Source organism: Protaetiibacter larvae, from assembly GCF_008365275.1.
GTDB classification, from domain to species: domain Bacteria; phylum Actinomycetota; class Actinomycetes; order Actinomycetales; family Microbacteriaceae; genus Homoserinibacter; species Homoserinibacter larvae.
In genome coordinates this window covers 856,210-873,646 of record NZ_CP043504.1, presented here as the reverse complement: position 1 = coordinate 873,646, position 17,437 = coordinate 856,210, and the positions used below count along the sequence as shown (strand labels likewise).

15 protein-coding genes are annotated in these 17,437 nt (G+C 71.3%); 3 read left to right on the top strand and 12 right to left on the bottom strand.

Going from position 1 to position 17,437, the window contains the following annotated elements; all coding sequences use genetic code 11:
- Positions 1-11 precede the first annotated feature (11 nt).
- From rplB to FLP23_RS03970, 9 genes are all read right to left on the bottom strand, one after another.
- Positions 12-851, bottom strand: coding sequence for a 50S ribosomal protein L2 (gene rplB, locus FLP23_RS04010; RefSeq protein WP_149324678.1), 840 nt, complete (start codon positions 849-851; stop codon positions 12-14).
- Between the two features lie 17 nt (positions 852-868).
- Complete coding sequence (gene rplW / locus FLP23_RS04005) at positions 869-1,168, bottom strand: 50S ribosomal protein L23 (RefSeq protein ID WP_149324677.1); 300 nt, start codon at positions 1,166-1,168, stop codon at positions 869-871.
- Positions 1,165-1,818: a 50S ribosomal protein L4 gene (gene rplD, locus FLP23_RS04000; protein ID WP_149324676.1), complete on the bottom strand. Its 654-nt coding sequence runs from the start codon at positions 1,816-1,818 to the stop codon at positions 1,165-1,167. Before rplD ends, rplW begins: the two co-directional genes overlap by 4 nt.
- Before the next feature lie 2 nt (positions 1,819-1,820).
- Entirely contained in the window at positions 1,821-2,471 is a 651-nt protein-coding gene (rplC, locus tag FLP23_RS03995; protein ID WP_149324675.1) for a 50S ribosomal protein L3, read from the bottom strand.
- Between the two features lie 33 nt (positions 2,472-2,504).
- Entirely contained in the window at positions 2,505-2,813 is a 309-nt protein-coding gene (rpsJ, locus tag FLP23_RS03990; protein ID WP_120761912.1) for a 30S ribosomal protein S10, read from the bottom strand.
- A gap of 312 nt (positions 2,814-3,125) precedes the next feature.
- Complete coding sequence (locus FLP23_RS03985; RefSeq protein WP_149324674.1) at positions 3,126-4,733, bottom strand: DUF7507 domain-containing protein; 1,608 nt, start codon at positions 4,731-4,733, stop codon at positions 3,126-3,128.
- A gap of 73 nt (positions 4,734-4,806) precedes the next feature.
- Positions 4,807-6,378 (bottom strand): DUF7507 domain-containing protein, encoded by a 1,572-nt coding sequence (locus FLP23_RS03980; protein ID WP_149324673.1) that lies wholly within the window; start codon positions 6,376-6,378, stop codon positions 4,807-4,809.
- A gap of 23 nt (positions 6,379-6,401) precedes the next feature.
- Positions 6,402-7,343 carry a class C sortase gene (locus FLP23_RS03975; RefSeq protein ID WP_246140053.1) on the bottom strand — a complete coding sequence of 314 codons (942 nt, stop codon included), beginning with the start codon at positions 7,341-7,343 and terminating at the stop codon, positions 6,402-6,404.
- Positions 7,344-7,408: 65 nt separating this feature from the next.
- On the bottom strand, positions 7,409-8,983 hold the full coding sequence (locus FLP23_RS03970; protein ID WP_168200372.1) for a SpaH/EbpB family LPXTG-anchored major pilin: 1,575 nt from the start codon (positions 8,981-8,983) through the stop codon (positions 7,409-7,411).
- A gap of 355 nt (positions 8,984-9,338) precedes the next feature.
- Between FLP23_RS03970 and FLP23_RS03965 the strand changes: the two genes are divergently transcribed.
- From FLP23_RS03965 to FLP23_RS03955, 3 genes are read left to right on the top strand one after another with little or no spacing between them, the layout of a single operon-like run.
- On the top strand, positions 9,339-10,637 hold the full coding sequence (locus FLP23_RS03965) for a right-handed parallel beta-helix repeat-containing protein (RefSeq protein ID WP_149324671.1): 1,299 nt from the start codon (positions 9,339-9,341) through the stop codon (positions 10,635-10,637).
- Entirely contained in the window at positions 10,634-11,377 is a 744-nt protein-coding gene (locus FLP23_RS03960) for a hypothetical protein (protein WP_149324670.1), read from the top strand. The genes FLP23_RS03965 and FLP23_RS03960 overlap by 4 nt, the downstream gene beginning before the upstream one ends.
- Complete coding sequence (locus FLP23_RS03955) at positions 11,374-12,537, top strand: Dyp-type peroxidase (RefSeq protein WP_149324669.1); 1,164 nt, start codon at positions 11,374-11,376, stop codon at positions 12,535-12,537. The genes FLP23_RS03960 and FLP23_RS03955 overlap by 4 nt, the downstream gene beginning before the upstream one ends.
- A gap of 24 nt (positions 12,538-12,561) precedes the next feature.
- Here FLP23_RS03955 and FLP23_RS03950 read toward each other — a convergent pair whose 3' ends face one another.
- From FLP23_RS03950 to FLP23_RS03940, 3 genes are all read right to left on the bottom strand, one after another.
- Complete coding sequence (locus tag FLP23_RS03950) at positions 12,562-16,092, bottom strand: SdrD B-like domain-containing protein (RefSeq protein WP_149324668.1); 3,531 nt, start codon at positions 16,090-16,092, stop codon at positions 12,562-12,564.
- Between the two features lie 258 nt (positions 16,093-16,350).
- On the bottom strand, positions 16,351-16,770 hold the full coding sequence (locus FLP23_RS03945; RefSeq protein ID WP_149324667.1) for a hypothetical protein: 420 nt from the start codon (positions 16,768-16,770) through the stop codon (positions 16,351-16,353).
- A 153-nt stretch (positions 16,771-16,923) separates the two neighbouring features.
- Entirely contained in the window at positions 16,924-17,331 is a 408-nt protein-coding gene (locus FLP23_RS03940; protein WP_149324666.1) for a type IV toxin-antitoxin system AbiEi family antitoxin domain-containing protein, read from the bottom strand.
- Positions 17,332-17,437: the final 106 nt, after the last annotated feature.

Sequence of the window (17,437 nt, the reverse complement as noted above, 5' to 3'; positions counted from 1 at the left end):
TTCTACTACCTCTACTTGCGCTTCTTGCCGACGGTCCGGCGGCGGACGATGAGCTTGTCGGATTCCTTGTTGGGGCGACGGGTGCGACCCTCGGCCTGACCCCACGGGCTGACCGGGTGGCGACCACCGGAGGTCTTGCCCTCACCACCACCGTGCGGGTGGTCGATCGGGTTCATGGCCACACCGCGGACGGTCGGGCGGATGCCCTTCCAGCGGTTGCGGCCGGCCTTGCCCCAGTTGATGTTCGACTGCTCGGCGTTGCCGACCTCGCCGATCGTGGCGCGGCAGCGCACGTCGACGTTGCGGATCTCGCCCGAGGGCAGACGCAGCTGGGCGTAGGGGCCGTCCTTGGCGACGAGGCGCACCGAGGCGCCGGCCGAGCGGGCGAGCTTGGCGCCACCGCCCGGCTTCAGCTCGATCGCGTGGATGACGGTACCCACGGGGATGTTCTTGAGCGGCAGGTTGTTGCCCGGCTTGATGTCCGCGCCGGCACCCGACTCGACGACGTCGCCCTGGTTGAGCTTGTTCGGCGCCAGGATGTAGCGCTTGGTGCCGTCCACGAAGTGCAGCAGCGCGATGCGCGCGGTGCGGTTCGGGTCGTACTCGATGTGCGCGACCTTGGCGTCGACGCCGTCCTTGTCGTTGCGACGGAAGTCGATGACGCGGTACTGGCGCTTGTGCCCGCCGCCGATGTGGCGGGTCGTGATGCGACCGGTGTTGTTGCGGCCACCGGTCTTCGGGAGCGGGCGCAGCAGCGACTTCTCGGGCGTCGAGCGCGTGATCTCCGCGAAGTCGGCGACCGACGAGCCACGACGACCGGGGGTCGTCGGCTTGTACTTGCGAATAGCCATGATTCTCTTCCTGGTCCTTAGCCGACAGCCGTGAAGATGTCGATCGAGCCGGACTTGAGCGTGACGATGGCGCGCTTGGTGTCCTTGCGCTTGCCGGTGCCGAAGCGCGTGCGGCGGGTCTTGCCGGCGCGGTTGGCGGTGTTCACCGAGGCGACCTTGACGCCGAAGATCTTCTCGATCGCCAGCTTGATCTCGGTCTTGTTCGAGCGGGGGTCGACGAGGAAGGTGTACTTGCCCTCGTCGATGAGCCCGTAGCTCTTCTCGCTCACGACCGGCGCGATGATGACGTCGCGCGGGTCCTTGTTGTAGCCGCTCACTTCGCAGCCTCCTCGGTCTGGGCGCTCTTCGACGCCACGAAGGCGTCGAAGGCGGCACGGGTGAAGACGATGTCGTCCGAGACGACCACGTCGTAGGCGTTCAGCTGGTCCGCGTACAGCACGTGCACGAAGGACAGGTTGCGCACGCTCAGGGCGCCGACCTCGTCGCCGCGGTCGATGACCACGAGCACGTTCTTGCGGGCACCGAGCTGCTCGAGGATCTCGACGGCACTCTTGGTGGAGGGGGCGTCGGAGCCGAACGAGGTGATGACGTGGAGACGCTCACCGCGGGCGCGGTCCGAGAGGACGCCGAGCAGGGCCGCGGCGATCATCTTCTTGGGGGTGCGCTGCGAGTAGTCGCGCGGGGTCGGTCCGTGGACGACGCCACCACCGGTGTGCTCCGGGGCGCGGACCGAGCCCTGACGGCTGCGGCCGGTGCCCTTCTGCTTGAACGGCTTGCGACCGGCGCCGGAGACCTCACCGCGGTTCTTGGTCTTGTGGGTGCCCTGCCGCGCGGCGGCGAGCTGGGCGGTCACGACCTGGTGGATGAGGGGGACGTTGGTCTGCACGTCGAAGACGCTCGCGGGAAGCTCGACCGAACCGGCCTTCTTGCCCTTCGCGTCGACCACGTCGAGGTTGGTAGCGGCCATGATCAGGCACCCTTCACGGCGTTGCGGACGAAGACGATGCGGCCGCGCGCGCCGGGGACGGCGCCCTTGACCAGCAGGAGGCCCTTCTCGGCGTCCACCGAGTGGACCTTGAGGCCCTGGACGGTGACGCGCTCGCCACCCATCCGGCCCGCCATGCGCATGCCCTTGAAGACGCGGCTGGGGGTAGACGAGGCACCGATCGAGCCGGGCTTGCGGTGGTTGCGGTGGGCACCGTGCGAGGCGGAGACGCCCTTGAAGTTGTGGCGCTTCATGACACCGGCGAAGCCCTTGCCCTTGCTCGTGCCGACGACGTCGACGAGCTGACCGGCCTCGAAGATGTCGACCGCGAGCTCCTGGCCGAGCGAGTACTCGGCGGCGTCGGCGGTGCGCACCTCGGTGAGGTGGCGGCGCGGGGTGACCCCGGCCTTTTCGAAGTGGCCCGAGGCGGGCTTGTTGACCTTGCGGGGGTCGATCTGGCCGTAGGCGATCTGGACGGCCTCGTAGCCGTCCTTCTCGGTCGAGCGGACCTGGGTCACGACGTTGGGGGTGATCTGGACCACGGTCACGGGGACGAGCTTGTTGTTCTCGTCCCAGACCTGGGTCATGCCGAGCTTCGTGCCCAGCAGACCCTTGGTCGTCTTCACTGCAGACATGGGTTTCCTTCTGGCTTCCGGGTTCAGCTCGGGCTAGAGCTTGATCTCGATGTTGACGTCGGCGGGCAGGTCGAGACGCATGAGCGAGTCGACGGCCTTGGGCGTCGGGTCGATGATGTCGATGAGGCGCTTGTGGGTGCGCTTCTCGAAGTGCTCGCGGCTGTCCTTGTACTTGTGCGGCGAACGGATCACGACGACCACGTTCTTCTCCGTCGGGAGCGGCACGGGGCCGACGACGGTCGCGCCCGCACGGGTCACGGTGTCGACGATCTTGCGCGCCGATGCGTCGAGGCCGGCGTGGTCGTACGACTTCAGCCGGATGCGGATCTTCTGTCCCGCCATGGTCAGCTCTCTTCCTTGTTCCCGTGCGAGACCGATCCCGGCCCGCACATCCGCGCATCCTTCGATGCGCACCGCTGTTCTTCTGTCAATCACCTGTCCCCGCCGGGATTCCGCGCGCAGGGCACACGTCTTCCCCGAGGGAATCGGGATTCGATTGAAGCTGTGTTCTGCTCCCCGCGGCCCAGCCGCTTCCGATCCATCGGATCAGGGGCTGTGCACTGCCAGGGGAGTGAGCCACGCGCCAGGCGCGGCGTGTTGAACCATGAAAGTCTGCCATACCCGGGCAACTGCTGCAACCCGGGCGTGTCGCGCTCAGCTAGGAGCTCCCTGGGAACGTCGCCGCGCCACGATGACGGCCCCGATCAGGAGCGTGAGCAGGGCCGCCGCGCCCACGGCCGCGAGGGCCGCACCGTCCGCCCCGCCGTTCGCGAGGGCCCGCAGATCGACCCGCTCGTCATCGGTGTTGGAGGTGACTTCGCCGTCGCGGCCGTCGCCCGTGGCGAACGCGGTGTTGAGCACCTCGCCGCGTTCGAGGTCCTCCTGGGTGAGCGTGTAGTACGCCCAGCACGTCATCGACTCCCCCTCGGCGAGGTCGGGCTGCGGGCAGGTCACCGGCCCGACCGTGTCGTCGTGGACGACGATGCCGGTGATCGTCCCACCCCCGACGTTCGACACCAGGAAGTCGTAGCGGATCTGATCGCCCACCGACTGCGGCCCCGGCACGAGCGGGACGCCGGTCTTGGTGAGGCTGAGCGCCGGGACCGGGTCGAGCGCCTGCACGCGCATCGTGCGGATGAGGTGCACATCCGTGAAGGCGCCCGTCGAGGCGGCGAACCCGAACTTGACGCTCGCCGGCACCGGCTCGGGCGCATGGAAGAACAGCACCTGCTGCGGACCGGAGCCGAAGTCGACGTACACGGTGACGTTGTGGGTGGGCTCCGGCTCGAGCACGATCGTCACGATGCGCTTCGCCGGCTCGAGGAAGGCCACCGCCGCTGCCGGGTCGGTCGGCACCGGGCCCATGAGGGCGCCGTGCAGGGCGCCGGGCAGCGTCGAGGAGAACGGCGGGGTGACCGAGCTGTCGTCGACGTAGCTCGCGGTGAGGAAGCAGTAGCCCACGGCGGTGCTCGCCCCCACCGGCCCGCGCACGGTCACCATGTTCTGGCCCGCGGGCGGATCCAGGAACGCGGCGCCCGCGGGCGAGGCACCGGCTCCCGTGCAGCCCGCGCCGCGTTGCTCCCAGTCGCCGAAGAAGTTGCCGAGAACGTCGAGTCCGATCCCGAGGTAGCCGCCCACCACGCCGTCGACGAGGGTCTCGCCGGGGTCGTTGTCCGGGAGCTTCTGGGCGTAGCCGAGGCTTCCGCCGAATGCGCCCGGCGCGAGCAGCGTGGCGTCGCCGTCGACGAGGAAGAAGGAGATGCCGTCGGCCGTGCGGCCGGCGTACTCCGGCATGGTGGAGTACCCGCCGTACTGCCACTGCTCGAAGGTGATCTCGACGCCGTCGGTCGCCTGGATCGGCACCTCGTACAGCACCGCGCCGGTGCGGTCGGGGATCGCGTCCGTCAATCGGAGGTACCCGTTGCCGTCGGCGCCGAGGGGCGGTGAGATCGGCAGGGTCACGGCGGGGTACGTGGTACCCGGCAGCTCCGCCTGGGCGGGGCACCCCGGTACCGGATCGTTGTTGACGTGCGTCCCGGTGAAGACCGGCGCGCCCGTGAGGCACGCGTCGCCGTGGGCCCGGAAGTCGTCGATCGCCGTGGCCCCCGTGAAATCCTCATCGAGCAGGAGCGGCCCCGTGGCCCGCACGGGCATCCGCAGTTCGGGGGCGCCGGTGGCAGCGGGCGCGCTCCCGGCGCTCGCCAGCAGGATCCCCACCGCCGAGAGGGTCACCCCCATCGAGGCCACACGCCACGCGCGCATACGCGCAAACTATCGAGCGGCTGTGCACGCGGCGACCCCGTTGACGTGCGTCCGACGACGTGGTACCCGAGTTTCACTCGGAGCGCGGCCGTCGCCGCGCTCGCGCGAACAGCACGGCACCCAGCAGCACCGCTGCCCCCGACGCCGCGCCTACCGCTCCCAGCACCGCCCCGTCCACCCCGCTCGCGGCGAGCTCGGCGAGCTCGACGAGGGCGTCGGCCGGATTCGAGACCACCCCGCCGTCGCGCCCCGTGCCGTTCGCGACCGCCGTGCTGAGCACCGAGCCGCGGTCGATGTCCGCCTGCGTGAGGGTGTAGATCACGGAGCAGGTCATCGAGGCGCCCTCGGCGAGGTCCGCCTGCGGGCAGCTCACGGGGCCGATGACGGGGGCGTCCACGGTGATGCCGTGCACCGTGCCGCCGCCCGTGTTCGTCACCACGAGGTCGAAGCGCACCTGATCGCCCACCCCCAGCGCACCCGGCACGACGGGGGTCGCGGTCTTGGTGAGACCGAGCGCCGGCAGCGGATCGAGCGCCTGCATCGTCAGGGTGCGGATGAGGTGCACATCCGTGAAGGCCCCGGTCGAGGCGGCGAACCCGAACTTGACGGCGGGCGGCACCGGCTGGGGCGCGAGGATGTCGAGCACCATCACGGGGCCGGACCCGGTGTCCACGTACACCGTGATGTGATGGCTCGGCTCGGGCTCCAGCACCATCGTGACGGTGCGGCGGGAAGGCAGCAGGTCGGTGACGGCCTGCGCGGGATCGCTCTGCGAGACGACGGTCGTCGGACCGTGCAGCGGGCCGGGAAGGCGGCTCACCCAGCTGCCGCCCGCGAGGTCCGCCGAGATCCCGAGATAGCAGTACCCGGCCGCCCCCTGGCCGGGGCCGCGCACCGTGACGTTGTTGGCGCCCGGCGCGGGCGCGACGAGCGCGCTGCCGACGGGCGAGGTGAGGCCGTCGACGAAGGGCCCCGGCTGACCGCAGCCGCTGCCCCGGTTCTCGCCATCGTTGAAGAAGTTGCCGAGCACATCGAACCCGAACCCGAGATACCCGCCGTCGACGCCGTTGAACAGGGTGCCGCCGTCGAGCTTCTGGGCGTAGCCGAGGCTGCCGCCGAACGCGCCCGGCGCGCTCAGGGTCGTCACCTGGGCGGCGTCGACGAGGAAGAAGGAGATGCCGTCGGCGGTCTGCGTGGGGAACTGCGGGATGGTCGAGAACCCGCCGTACTGCCACTGCTCGAAGGTGATCTCCACGCCATCGGTCGAACGGATGTCGGTCTTGAAGAGCACCGCGCCCGCCTGGTTCACGACGGCATCGGTGAGCCGGAGGAAGCCGTCGGGCGCTCCGCCGAGCGGCGGCGAGACGCCCGAGCCGCCCGCCGGGCATCCGGCGAGGGGATGGAGACCCGCGGGGAGCGCGGCGCCCGCGGGGGCGCCCGTGAGACAGGCATCGCCGTAGGCGCTGAACTCGGGGATGGCGGTGTCACCCGTGAAATCCTCCTGCAGCAGCAGGGGACCGCTCGCGAACAGCGCGGTCGCTCGGGCCGGCGCGCTCGACGCGAGTTGCGCCGTCGCACCGCTCGCCAGCACGAGCGCCACCCCGGCCAGGGCCGCGCTCGTTCGCACCACACGCCGCGCGCGCATCCTCGGAAGCTACCGAGAGCGCGTCAGTCCGGCAACCCCGTTGACGCGCCCGGGGTGGCTGTGTGTCGCCGCCGCGGGGCGCGGCCCGCGTAGGCGACGTAGGCAACGCCCATCACGAGGACGATCGACAGGATGACGATCCACCACGGGAAGCCGGGGATCGTCGGCGGGTTGCCGGCGCTCGCGACGTCCCCGATCGGGGTCGGCAGCACCCGCTCCCCGGTGAGGAGGATGCGGTGGCTGTTGATGCCGAGCGGCGTGCAGGTGACGAGGGTGAGCAGATCGCGATCGGGATCCGGGTAGAGCGCCTGGGAGTCCTCGGGCTGGACGACCTCGCTCGCGATCACCCGATAGCTCAGCACCTCCCCGAAGACCTCGATCGTGAAGGTGTCGCCGAGCCGCACCTTGTCGAGGTTCGTGAAGAGCTCCGAGGTGGCGAGTCCGCGGTGGCCGGTGAGCACGGAACGCGTGCCGACCCCGCCGACCGGGAGCGCCGTGCCCTCGAGATGTCCGACGCCCTGCTCGAGGGTCGCGTCGCTCGTGCCGTGGTAGACGGGCAGGTCGACGCCGATGCGGGGGATCTTGATGCGTGCCATGAGTCCCAGCGAGTCCGCCATGAGCAGCTCGTCGTAGCTGCGGGAGTCGGCTCGGCTGGGTGCGGTGGCGGGGAGCGGGATGCGTTCGTTGGCGGCCACCACCGCGCCGCCCACCAGGGTCGTGTTGTAGGCGCGCGCATCGGCGAGCTCCTGACGGAGCGTGTCGGCTCCGAGGTCGTGGACCTCGCTCGCGAGGTCGCTGATGTGCGACGCCTGCTCGACCTGCGAGAACCAGTTCGCGATCGAGGGGGCGAGCAGCACCACGGCGCCCACGAAGAACACGACGGCGGTCGCGAACGCCAGCCACGGCATCCGCCAGCCCCGAGGCCTCGCGGAGGCCCGGCGGTGACGGATCACGACGGCGGTCATGCTCTTCCCCTCATGCCGATGGCGGGAGCGTCGCACGACACTCCCGCCATCGGGTCACGCGGTGATCAGGCCTGCTCGGCCTGCTTGCGGCGGCGGAACGCGACGAACGCGAAGCCGAAGGCGAGCGCCATGAGGCCGGCCCCGACGATCGTGAAGGTCAGCACCCCGTTGCCACCCGTGAAGGGCAGCAGCCACGGCGGAAGCTGGCTGTTCTCGACCTCGACGTAGTTCTGCACCGTGCCCGTGGCGACGACGTCGCCCGCGACGACCGTCGCGGGGACCACCGCGCTGAGCGCCTGGTAGCCGACCGGCGCCGCGGTCTCCTTGAGGAGGTAGGCACCCGGCTTGAGGGCCGGGATGTTGACGATGCCCGCCGCGTCGGTCGTCCAGCTGGTCGCGCCGTTCACGGTGACCAGCTCGCCGGCATCCGCGACACCGTCGGCGTCGGCGTCGGCGTACACCTCGAAGGTGGCGCCCGCGAGCGGGGTCTTCGTGGGCACATCCGCCACGTCGGTCATGGCGAACTTCAGGACGCGCAGCTTGCCGAAGTCCTGGCTCGAGGAGGCGTCGGAGGTGCCGCTGTTGGCGACCAGATGGGTGCTGTTGAGCACCGTCCCGGCCGTGGGCACCGCGACCACCTGGGTCGGCACGTCGAACTCGACGCGCCCGCCTGAGGCGTAGGTGGCGAGGTCGGCGCGCCCCGTCGAGGTGAAGGCGAGGGTCTGCACCTCGTTGTTCGTGCCGCTGACCGTGTAGGTGTAGTCGGTCGTGAGCGTGAAGTTCGAGGTCACGTCGGTGCCCCCGGCGTTGAACACCCGGATCGCGCGCGGGGAGATGCCCGAGGGCACCGTGCCGGTCACGAAGCTCAGCTGCGCCGGGTCGACCGTGTCGGCGACCGTGAAGGTGTTGATGCCGCCGCTCGCGACCGTGGGGACCGTCGCGCCGATGGTCCAGGTCACGTAGTCGGCCGCGGTGCGGAACGCCGTGTCGGCCGACTTGACGGCCTTGGTGACACCCGTGACGGCGTTCTTCGGGTACACGTGCACGGCGTACAGCCACTCGTTGGGGTTGGTGGCGTTCGCGGCGCCGGTCGGGAACGGAACGGTCACCAGGAACGGCAGCGACGGGTCGGTCACGTTCGCGGGCGCCGCCGTCTCCTGCACGAGGTAGAGGCCGTAGTGCAGGTTGGCGAAGGCCGCGTCGCCGCTCGCATTGGTGACGACGCTGGTGCCGGCGGTGAGGGTCACACCGCTGATCGCGGTGAGCGAGGCTACGGGGCTCGCGGGGCTGAACGCGCCCTGGATCGCGTTGGCGGTGGTCCAGCCGGCGTTCGTCAGCAGCGGCAGCGATGCGGAAGAGCTGAGCACCTCGCGGACCGTGAAGGTGACGCCCGGGATCGGAGCGCCCGTCGGGGTCACCTGGGTGCCGTCGCCGGCGGTGCTGCCGTTCGTGCTCGTCTTCGTGTACTTGTGCACGGTGATCGAGCCGGTGCCCGGGTCGGGGCTGACGATGTTGCCGACGCCCCCGATCGGGTCGGCGGAGGCGGAGCCCGCGAAGCCGAGCACGCCGGCGGCGGCGAGGGCGAACGCCCCGGCCGCGGCGGCGATACGACGCGACCGGCTGTGGGTGATGGTCGTCATATCCATCTTTCTGTTTCGGGTTGTCGGGTGTGCAGGTGGATCAGGCGGATCCCGACGCCGAAGCAGCTCTCCGCGCAGGCGGACACGCCGGAGGCGGCGCGCAGCACACCGCTGCCGTGTCCGCGCGCGCGGGTGCGCAAGCGACCACGACGGGGTGACGCGTGCGTCTCCGGGGTTCGAGTCGGGTATCGCACACTGCCGGGGTAAGCGGCGCGGGTCGGGTAAGGGCCCTGGGTACGACGATTCGAGTGTATGAGTGGCCGAGTGCGGGGCTCTTCCCCCCGTTGTGGTCGCAGACGGCCGCCGCGCCCGCCCTCGCGCCGGGGGCTCGGGCGGCGCTGTCTACACTTGCCCCGTGCCTCGACGCCTCGCTGCCGCCGCCCTCGCGGCCCTCGCGGCGCTGGCGTTGTGCGGCTGCGCCGATGCGGCCCCGGCGACGAAGGCCGAGGTGCACGTGCCCGCCGACGCGGCGACCCTCTCCGCGGCCATGGAGCTCGTGAGCCCCGGGGGGCTGGTCGTGATCGCACCGGGCCGATACGAGGAGCAGCTGCTCGTCGACAAGGCGGACGTGACGGTGCGCGGCGAGGACCGCAACGCGACCGTCATCGACGGCGGCGGCATCCGCCCCTACGGCATCGTCGCCATCGCCGACGGCGTTCGGATCGAGAACCTGACCGTGACGGGCGCGACCTTCTACGGCGTGCTGGTCACCGGGCTGCACGACGGCGACGGCCCCGCCGATCCGGGCGAAGGCGGCTACACCGACTGGGATCCCCGCGCGTTCCCCCCGCTGCAGCGCTTCCTCGTCGACCACGTGACCGCCTTCAACAACGGCCTGTACGGGATCTACGCCTTCAACTCCCAGCACGGCGTGATCCGCGACTCCTACGCCTCCGGCTCCGCCGACAGCGGCTTCTACGTGGGGCAGTGCGAGGAGTGCGACATCCTCGTCACGGGAAACGTGGCCGAGCGCAACGCGGTCGGGTTCGAGAACGCCAACGCGAGCGACTCGGTCGTCATCGTCGGCAACCGTTTCGCGGGCAATCGGGTCGGCATGACCCTGCTGTCGAGCTACCAGGAGGCGTTCACCCCGCAACGCGCGAACACCGTGGTCGGCAACCTCGTGACCGACAACGTGGAGCCCGACTCGCCCTCGCAGGCCGAGGGCGGATTCGCGACCGGGATCGGCATCGCGGGCGGCCAGCGCAACACGATCGAACGCAACCGGATCACGGGCAACCCGCGCGCCGCCGTGATCCTCACCAACACCGAGGACATCGCGGCATCGGGCAACCGTGTCGAGGCCAACCTCGTCGACGACGGCGCCCGGCTCGCGAACCTCTCGGCGGCGCGCACCCCCGCCGTCGGCAACTGCTGGACGGATGCCGCACCGAGCCGGCCCGCCGAGCTCGCCGCCGAGGCCGCAGCCGCGTGCGACGGCGACACGACGCCGCAGAGCGCCACCACCGCCCTCCCCGGTCCCGAGGCTCCCCCCGGGGTGAGCTTCCGCCGCGTGGCCGCGCCGCGCGACCAACCGCAGCTCGCCGCGTCCGGGAGGCCCGCGCGGCTGCCGGGGACCGTCGCGATGCCCGAGCTGACCGGCGTCGCGGTGCCCGACGCGACCCTCCTCGCCGACCGCGCGGGAACCCGATGACCCCGGCGGCGCTGCGCCTCCGGCCGGCGGCGGTGCTCGTGTGCCTCGCGCTCGCCGGATGCACGGCAGCGCCCGCACCGGACCCGGAACCCACGCCGCGCCCGGTGTCGAGCGAGGAGGCGCAGCTGCTCGCGATCGCCCGCTTCACCAACTACGACCGCGGCAGCAGGCCGTTCTCGACGGTCGTGCTCGAAGACGGCGTTCAGCTCACCCTGACCGGCTGGGTCGACTACGGCGCGCATCTCGGCTTCGCGACCGTCGCCGGCGACTTCGCGCCGCAGGCGCTGCTGTGGACCGACACCACGGTCGGCATCCGTGCGGGCGAGCCCGACCCGGACGGCAACCCGGTGCTGCCGATCCCCGACCTCGCCGACCAGGGCTGGCAGAGCCACCGCCTCGACGGCACCGCCTCGGATCTCGAACTGCTGCTCACCACGATCGGCAACCTCGGAAGCGACCGACCCGACAACCCGCTCCTGCTGCAGCAGTCGGGCGCGTTCTGGCTGCGCGCGGACACCCTCGACGGCACCGCGGTGACCGTCTTCGCGAGCCCGCCGAGCGACCAGCCGGCGGACGACGCCGACACCGCGCCGACCGCGGACGACTCGCCGCTTCGACTCTGGGTCGACGCCCACGGTCTCATCCTGCGTGCCGAGGTGCGCATCGCCGAGCGCTGGACGACGGTCGAGTTCCCCGATCGCGAGGCACCGCGGCTCGAGCTCCCGGGAGGCACCGGATGAGCGAGGCGGACGGCGCCGTCGAGCAGAGCGAGACGTCGGGGCTCTCCCGGCGCGGACTGCTCACGGGTGCGGCGATCGCAGGCGCGGCGATCGCCGGAACCGTCGCAGCGGTCACCGGACGCACCGGCCGCGCGCCCGCGGCGGGCGCCGATCGCCCTGTGCCCGCCGGCGGCGAGCAGCAGGCCGGCATCCAGCGCCCGGCGATCCCCCAGCAGCACTGCCTGCTCGCCGTGCTCGACCTCGACCTCGACGCCCTGCAGGGCTCGCTGAGCGCCCTCGGGACGCGCATCGCCGAGGTCACCGCGCAGCCGCGCGGCATCCCCGAGCTCACCCCCGACGGCCCCGCCGATCTGACCGTCACGGTCGGCCTCGGGGCTCGCGCCCTCGTCGCCACCGCCGCCCCCGAGCTCGCCACGCTCGTCGAGCTGCCCGACTTCGCGGGCGACGCCGAGCTGCCGCCCGAACGGCGTGGGGGCGAGCTGCTGCTGTCGGTGAACGCGTCCGACCCGACGGTTCTCGAACCGGTGCTCTCATCACTGCTGGCCGCACTGAGCGGTCCGCGGCTGCGCTGGACCGAGTTCGGCTACCGCGGGCCCGCCGTCGACGGCGTCTCACGCAATCCCTTCGGCTACTTCGACGGCATCATCCGCCCGCAGACCGAGCAGGAGTTCCGCGACGACGTCTGGATCGCCGACGGACCTCTCGCGGGAGGAACGGTGTGCGTCGTGCGCCGCTTCCACCTCGGCGTCGACGAGTTCCGTGCGCTCGCGCCCGCCGACCGGGACGCCGTCATCGGGCGCGCGCAGTCCACCGGGGCGCCGCTCTCCGGCGGCTCGCGCGACGACCAGATCGACCTCGACGCGAAACGCGCCGACGGCAGCCTGCTGATCCCGCTGCACGCGCACGCGCGCGCCGCGCATCCCTCCTTCACGGGGAGCCCGCTCATGCTGCGCCGCAGCTACAGCTACCGCGCCTCCGACGACGACCGCGGGCACCTCTTCATCTCCTACCAGAACGACGTGGCCACCTTCACGCGCACCCAGTTGCGGCTCGACGAGGTCGACGACCTCATGCGGTACTCCTCGCCGACCGCGACCGCCGCATTCGCGATCCTGCCCGGCGTGCTGCCGGACCGACCGCTCGGCGCGACACTGTTCTGAGCGACCGAGCCGCCGGACGAAGGCTCAGGCGCGGTGCGCGGGCGGCCGTCGATCCCGCCGCCGCACCCGGAGCTGCCAGAACCCGAGGCCGAGCGCCGTGACGATCACGAGCGCGCCGCCGACCGTGAACAGGTCGGCACCGATCCCGCCCGCGAACGGCAGGGCGGGCGGCTGGTACGGGTGGTTCGTGAGGGTCAGCTGCAGGGCCGTCGTGCTGGACGGCGCCGTCACCGTCACCCAGCCGCTGCCGTCCGGCACGAGCGCTGTGGCGCCTTGCGCCCAGCTGCCCGTCGACCAGATGTAGCCACCCCACGAGAACGGACCGGTCAGGTTCTCCCGCAGCCGCACGGTCGACCCCCACGGGATGCCGGGGATCGTGACCGCGCCGCCCGCGCCGACCGCCAGCTGCGCGGTCGTGATCGCGCCGCCGTTCACGGAGTACTCCACGGGGAAGGTGGTGCCCGCGGGCAGCGTCGCCGCCGGCGACAGGGCCTTCGTGACGGTGATCGCGGTGAAGCTGTTGGTGGCGGTCAGCTTCACGCCGCCCGCCTCGGCGGTGGGTGCGATCACGAGCCGACCCGTGTCGTCGTTGCCGACCGCAAGAGGGGGCGTGAAGGCGATCGCGGCACCCGGCATGTTCGGCTCGGTGACGGTCAGCACATAGCCGTACGGCAGTTGCTCGGTCGTCGTGAGGGTCTGCCCCGCGGCGAGCGAATAGCTGAGCGTGTCCACGATCGGCACGCTCGCCGCACCCGAGACCCACCGGCGGTCGTCCCCCCGGAAGTTGGTGGCCGTGGCGATCGACAACGCGAAGCTCGCCCCCGCGGGCGGCGTGCCCACCACGGCCTTCTCGAGCCGATAGCTGCTCAGCCCGAACCATCCGGCATCGATCGTGTGATCGTTCTCGCTGCCTCCCCCGACCGTCACAGGTGCGTACCCCGTCGTCGGGTTCGGGTTCGAGTCGTTGCGCGTCGTCGACCCGCTCGCGGCCGCACCCGTGAGCTGCACCTGCGCCCAGGTGAGTCCCGCGAACCCGGCGGGCACCGTCGCAGTCGGCCACAGCAGGTTCACGGCGGTGGCCGTGTTCGCGGGTTTTCGGAACACCAGCACGTAGCGCGCGTTCTTGGTGAAGTTGGTCACCCCGCCGGCGACGGCATCCGCCGACCGGAAGAAGAAGCTCCCCGGATCGGTGCCCGTGTAGCCGAACGTCGTCGCCCCGTAGACGGTCGAGCCCTGGGCGGCGCCGGTCGTGGTCGCGGTCGCGAGCAGCGTGTTCGGCACGCCGTCGTTGTTGGTGTCGCTCCACAGCTCGACGATCGCACCGCCGACCGCCGGCTCGTCGGCGTCCTGGATGCCGTCCAGATCCGCGTCGTACCAGACCCGGTTGCCGATCTCGACGGGGGCATCGCGCAACACGAGGGCGAGCGCACCGATGCCGCCGCCCTTCTGGAACGAGGTGCTGAATCCGCCACCGCCGGTGTCGTTCTCCTGCTGGTAGCCGCGCACGTTGTTGCCGTTCGCGGCATCGAACCAGCCGATGCCGGTGACGCGCACGGGACCGAGCGGGTCGACGAAGGTGGACGCCACCTGCGAGACGCCGGGCGCCGTGAGCACAGTGCCGAGGCTCGCCTCGCGGTGGTTGGCCTGCGTGCCGATCGCACCGCGGTCGTAATAGAACTCGTTCCCGCCAGGCGCTTCCGCGTTCGCCGGCTGCGCATCGCGCCCGGCCGCGCCCACGCGCGACCCCGCCGTGCCCGTCGCCGTGCCGTTCGACTCCAGGGTGTAGGTGCCGTTCGTGTTCGGAGCGGCGAGCAAGGTGTCGCCCGAGGAGATCGTCTCGTAGGCGGTCGAGGCGGTCGAAATCGTCGTCTCGTTCGCGGCGACCTGACGGTTGCCGCTCTGGATCTGCGTGCGGTCGCCGAGACCCAGGGTCAGGAAGCCGGCCGAGTCGAACGCCACCGAGGCGACGAAAGGCTGCGGGTACATCTGGATGAAGCCGTTGCCCCATCCGCCCGTCGTCGCGATCCCGACGCTGCGCTCGGCGGGAGCCGCCCCGACCCCGCTCCAGGTGTCGGTCCAGGTGTTCCAGCGCAGCGTCTGGGTACGCCCGTTCGCGACGGCGCCGCCGGCGCCCTGCCAGTCGTAGATCTGGTTGCCCTTGGCGTAGCCGAGCGGAACCGTGAGCTCGGTCGTGAAAGCCCCCGGCGCACCCGTCGCACCCAGGGTCGCGCGGGCGACGTACGCCTGCAGCGCGGTGCCGCCCGTGCAGCTGCCGTTCGCGCCCGCGCCGTAGGCGGTGCCTGGCGACGACGCCGGACAGAACGGGTACGCCTCGCCCGTGTCGTTGTAGCCCACATGGAGCGCGTTGCCGCGAAGCGTGAGCGCGAACGGGCGCTGCGTACTCGAGGCGGGGGTGGCCCAGTTGCCCACATTCGCGGGCGTCGCCGCGAGGGTGATGCCGTAGATGCGCTTGTCGTTGAGGTTGACGAAGTAGAGGATGCGGCGGTCAGGGTCGATCGCCATCCCGCCGATCCCGACCTTCGTCGCCTTGGCGAAAGCATCCGAATCGGCGAAGACGCCCTGCGCCTGATCCAGGAGACGGCTACCCGCACCGGTGTTGCCGCGCGCCGTGCCCACATTGATGCCGAGGTTGGTGCCGCCGGTCGCCGCGACATTCGTCCAGTTGGTGACGGTCGGGACGCCCGCCGTCAGGTTGCCGGCGGCGTCGATCACATCGTTGATGCGGTAGATGCCGCCGAGGCCCAGCGCACCGAGACCCGCACCGCGCTTGTAGGTGGCCGCGACGTACAGGTCACGACCGGCGGGATCGTAGGCGACCGAGTAGACGGCGCCGAGCTGGTCGATCGTGGCCACCGTCTTGCGGGCCGAGAAATCGGCGCAGTTCTGGTTGGTCGTGCAGTTCGGATTCTCCACCTGGGTGACGGTCGCGTTGTTGGCCGCCGACCACCGGTTCAACACGACCGCGGGCGCGCCCGTGTTGGCGGGCGAGGTGGGGATGCCGGCGCGTTGCAACACGGTGGCGATGAAGGGATCGTTCGAGTTGAAGTCGTCGGGGCGCACGATCCCGAGGTTGACGTTCTCGGCCCCCGCCTGCACGAAGCGCACACTCGTGTTCGAGTTGGTGCCCTGGAAGGAGTCGTAGCTCCCCGCGGGCAAGGTGTACTCGATGCGCAGCGGGTCGCCGTCGACGACGCCCGTCAACGCGATGGTGTAGTTGGGGTTGCCGGTGGCCGCGGTCGTCGCGGTGCCGACCAGGGCGTTGTACCGGTTGTAGGCGTTCACGGTGATGCCGGCCGCGGGGATGTCGTTCGCGATGCCCGAGCTCGCCGTGTTGCCGGTGTCGAGCGCGCCGTCGCCGTCGAAGTCCACGAACACCTGCCCGCGGACCTGCCCCGTCGCGGCCCAGGCGGCCGGGGATCCGGCGGCGAGTCCCCCGCCCACGATCGCCAGCACCGCGATCCCCGCCGTGAGCGCACGCCGAAGGAGCCTGCGCGTTTCGGGGCGCGCAGGCGTCTTGGCGCGGGCGCGGGGCATGCGTCTCCACGGGACGGTTCGGGATGTCCGCGTGTCGCCGGGTAAGAGCGAGCCAGGGTAAGCAGTCGGCGGACATCGCCAGCCTAAAGAACGCGAGCAGCACTCCGAGACCCCGAGAAGGGGTGCAGAACGTCCTGTCTACACCTCGTCCCCCTTCCCGGCCGGCCCGCCCCCTCCCGGCCGGCTCGCACCCCTCCGTGGTGCGGTTTCGGCTCGATGGCGCGGTTTCGCGGGTGCCATCCGGCCGAAACCGCGCCATCAGCTGAGACGTGGACGCCGGAGCCCGACCCGCACCCCGAGCTGCACCATCCGGATGCGCAGTCGGTCAGGATCGAGACCCACCGCCATCGGCCATCGGCCGAAGGCGCGGCAGCGCGCTCGAAGCTCGTCCTCTCGGAGCTTCTCCCGGTAGACGACCTGGTCCGCGTCGCGGCCGTCGCGGTACCGAGGGTCGAGGTACTTCTGCTTGCCATCGACCTCGCCGATCGCGTCCGCCTCCTCGAAGGAGAAGTCGACGTCGTAGTCACCCGACTCCCCCACGTAGCGAAGTTGCAGCTCGGGAGGCGGCGTACCGATGAGTGCCATCGTCACCCGGCTTCCCGACTCGGCCGCCGTCGCAGCGCCCGTCTCGCCGAACTCGATGCGGGCGCGGGCCCGCGACCAGCCGGTGAGCGGCATGGGCGCGTTCATATGCCTCGGCGAGCGACTCGCGGGTCAACTCCGTCCGCGCGCGACCGAAACGGTCAACGTGCAACACGTGGTCGACGGCGCTGACGGCGGTGTAGACGTCGGCGGCCGCGGCGAGGTCGATGACCGTGCGGGCGAGGCTCGTCACGAGCACCCCGTCTCGTGCCAGACCACATCCTCCGCCGCGAGTCGCGAGAGGTGCACGCGCACGCCGGCGGCTCGGCGTCCGTTCCGGCGCTCGTCGGTCGCGACGTGGATCTCGCGCGGGGTGTCACCGATGATCGGCAACCCCCAGACGACCGCGGCCGATTGGTGCGACAGGACAGGCGGCTCGCCGCGGCTCGCCGCGTAGCCGCGGCAGATGGCAAGGTACTTCTCGCGCCCCGTGAGCTGCGCCCATTCGTCCGGAGCCGCGTAGATCCCCCGACGCAGGCGGATGAGCTCCCCGCGCGCGCGCGCATGGCGCGCCGCAGGGTCGTCGTAGACGAATCGACTCAGCTCGCGCGCGAGGATGAGGTGCGGGTGGCGGGGCTCGGGTGCGTCAGCGGGCATCCCGCCAGCATCGGGTCGCGCGCGTCGTCACGTGGCGCGGTTTCGGCACGCCGTGCACAGCATCCGCGCCGCAGTCCCGTGGAGGAGCGGCCGAGCCCGCAGCGGT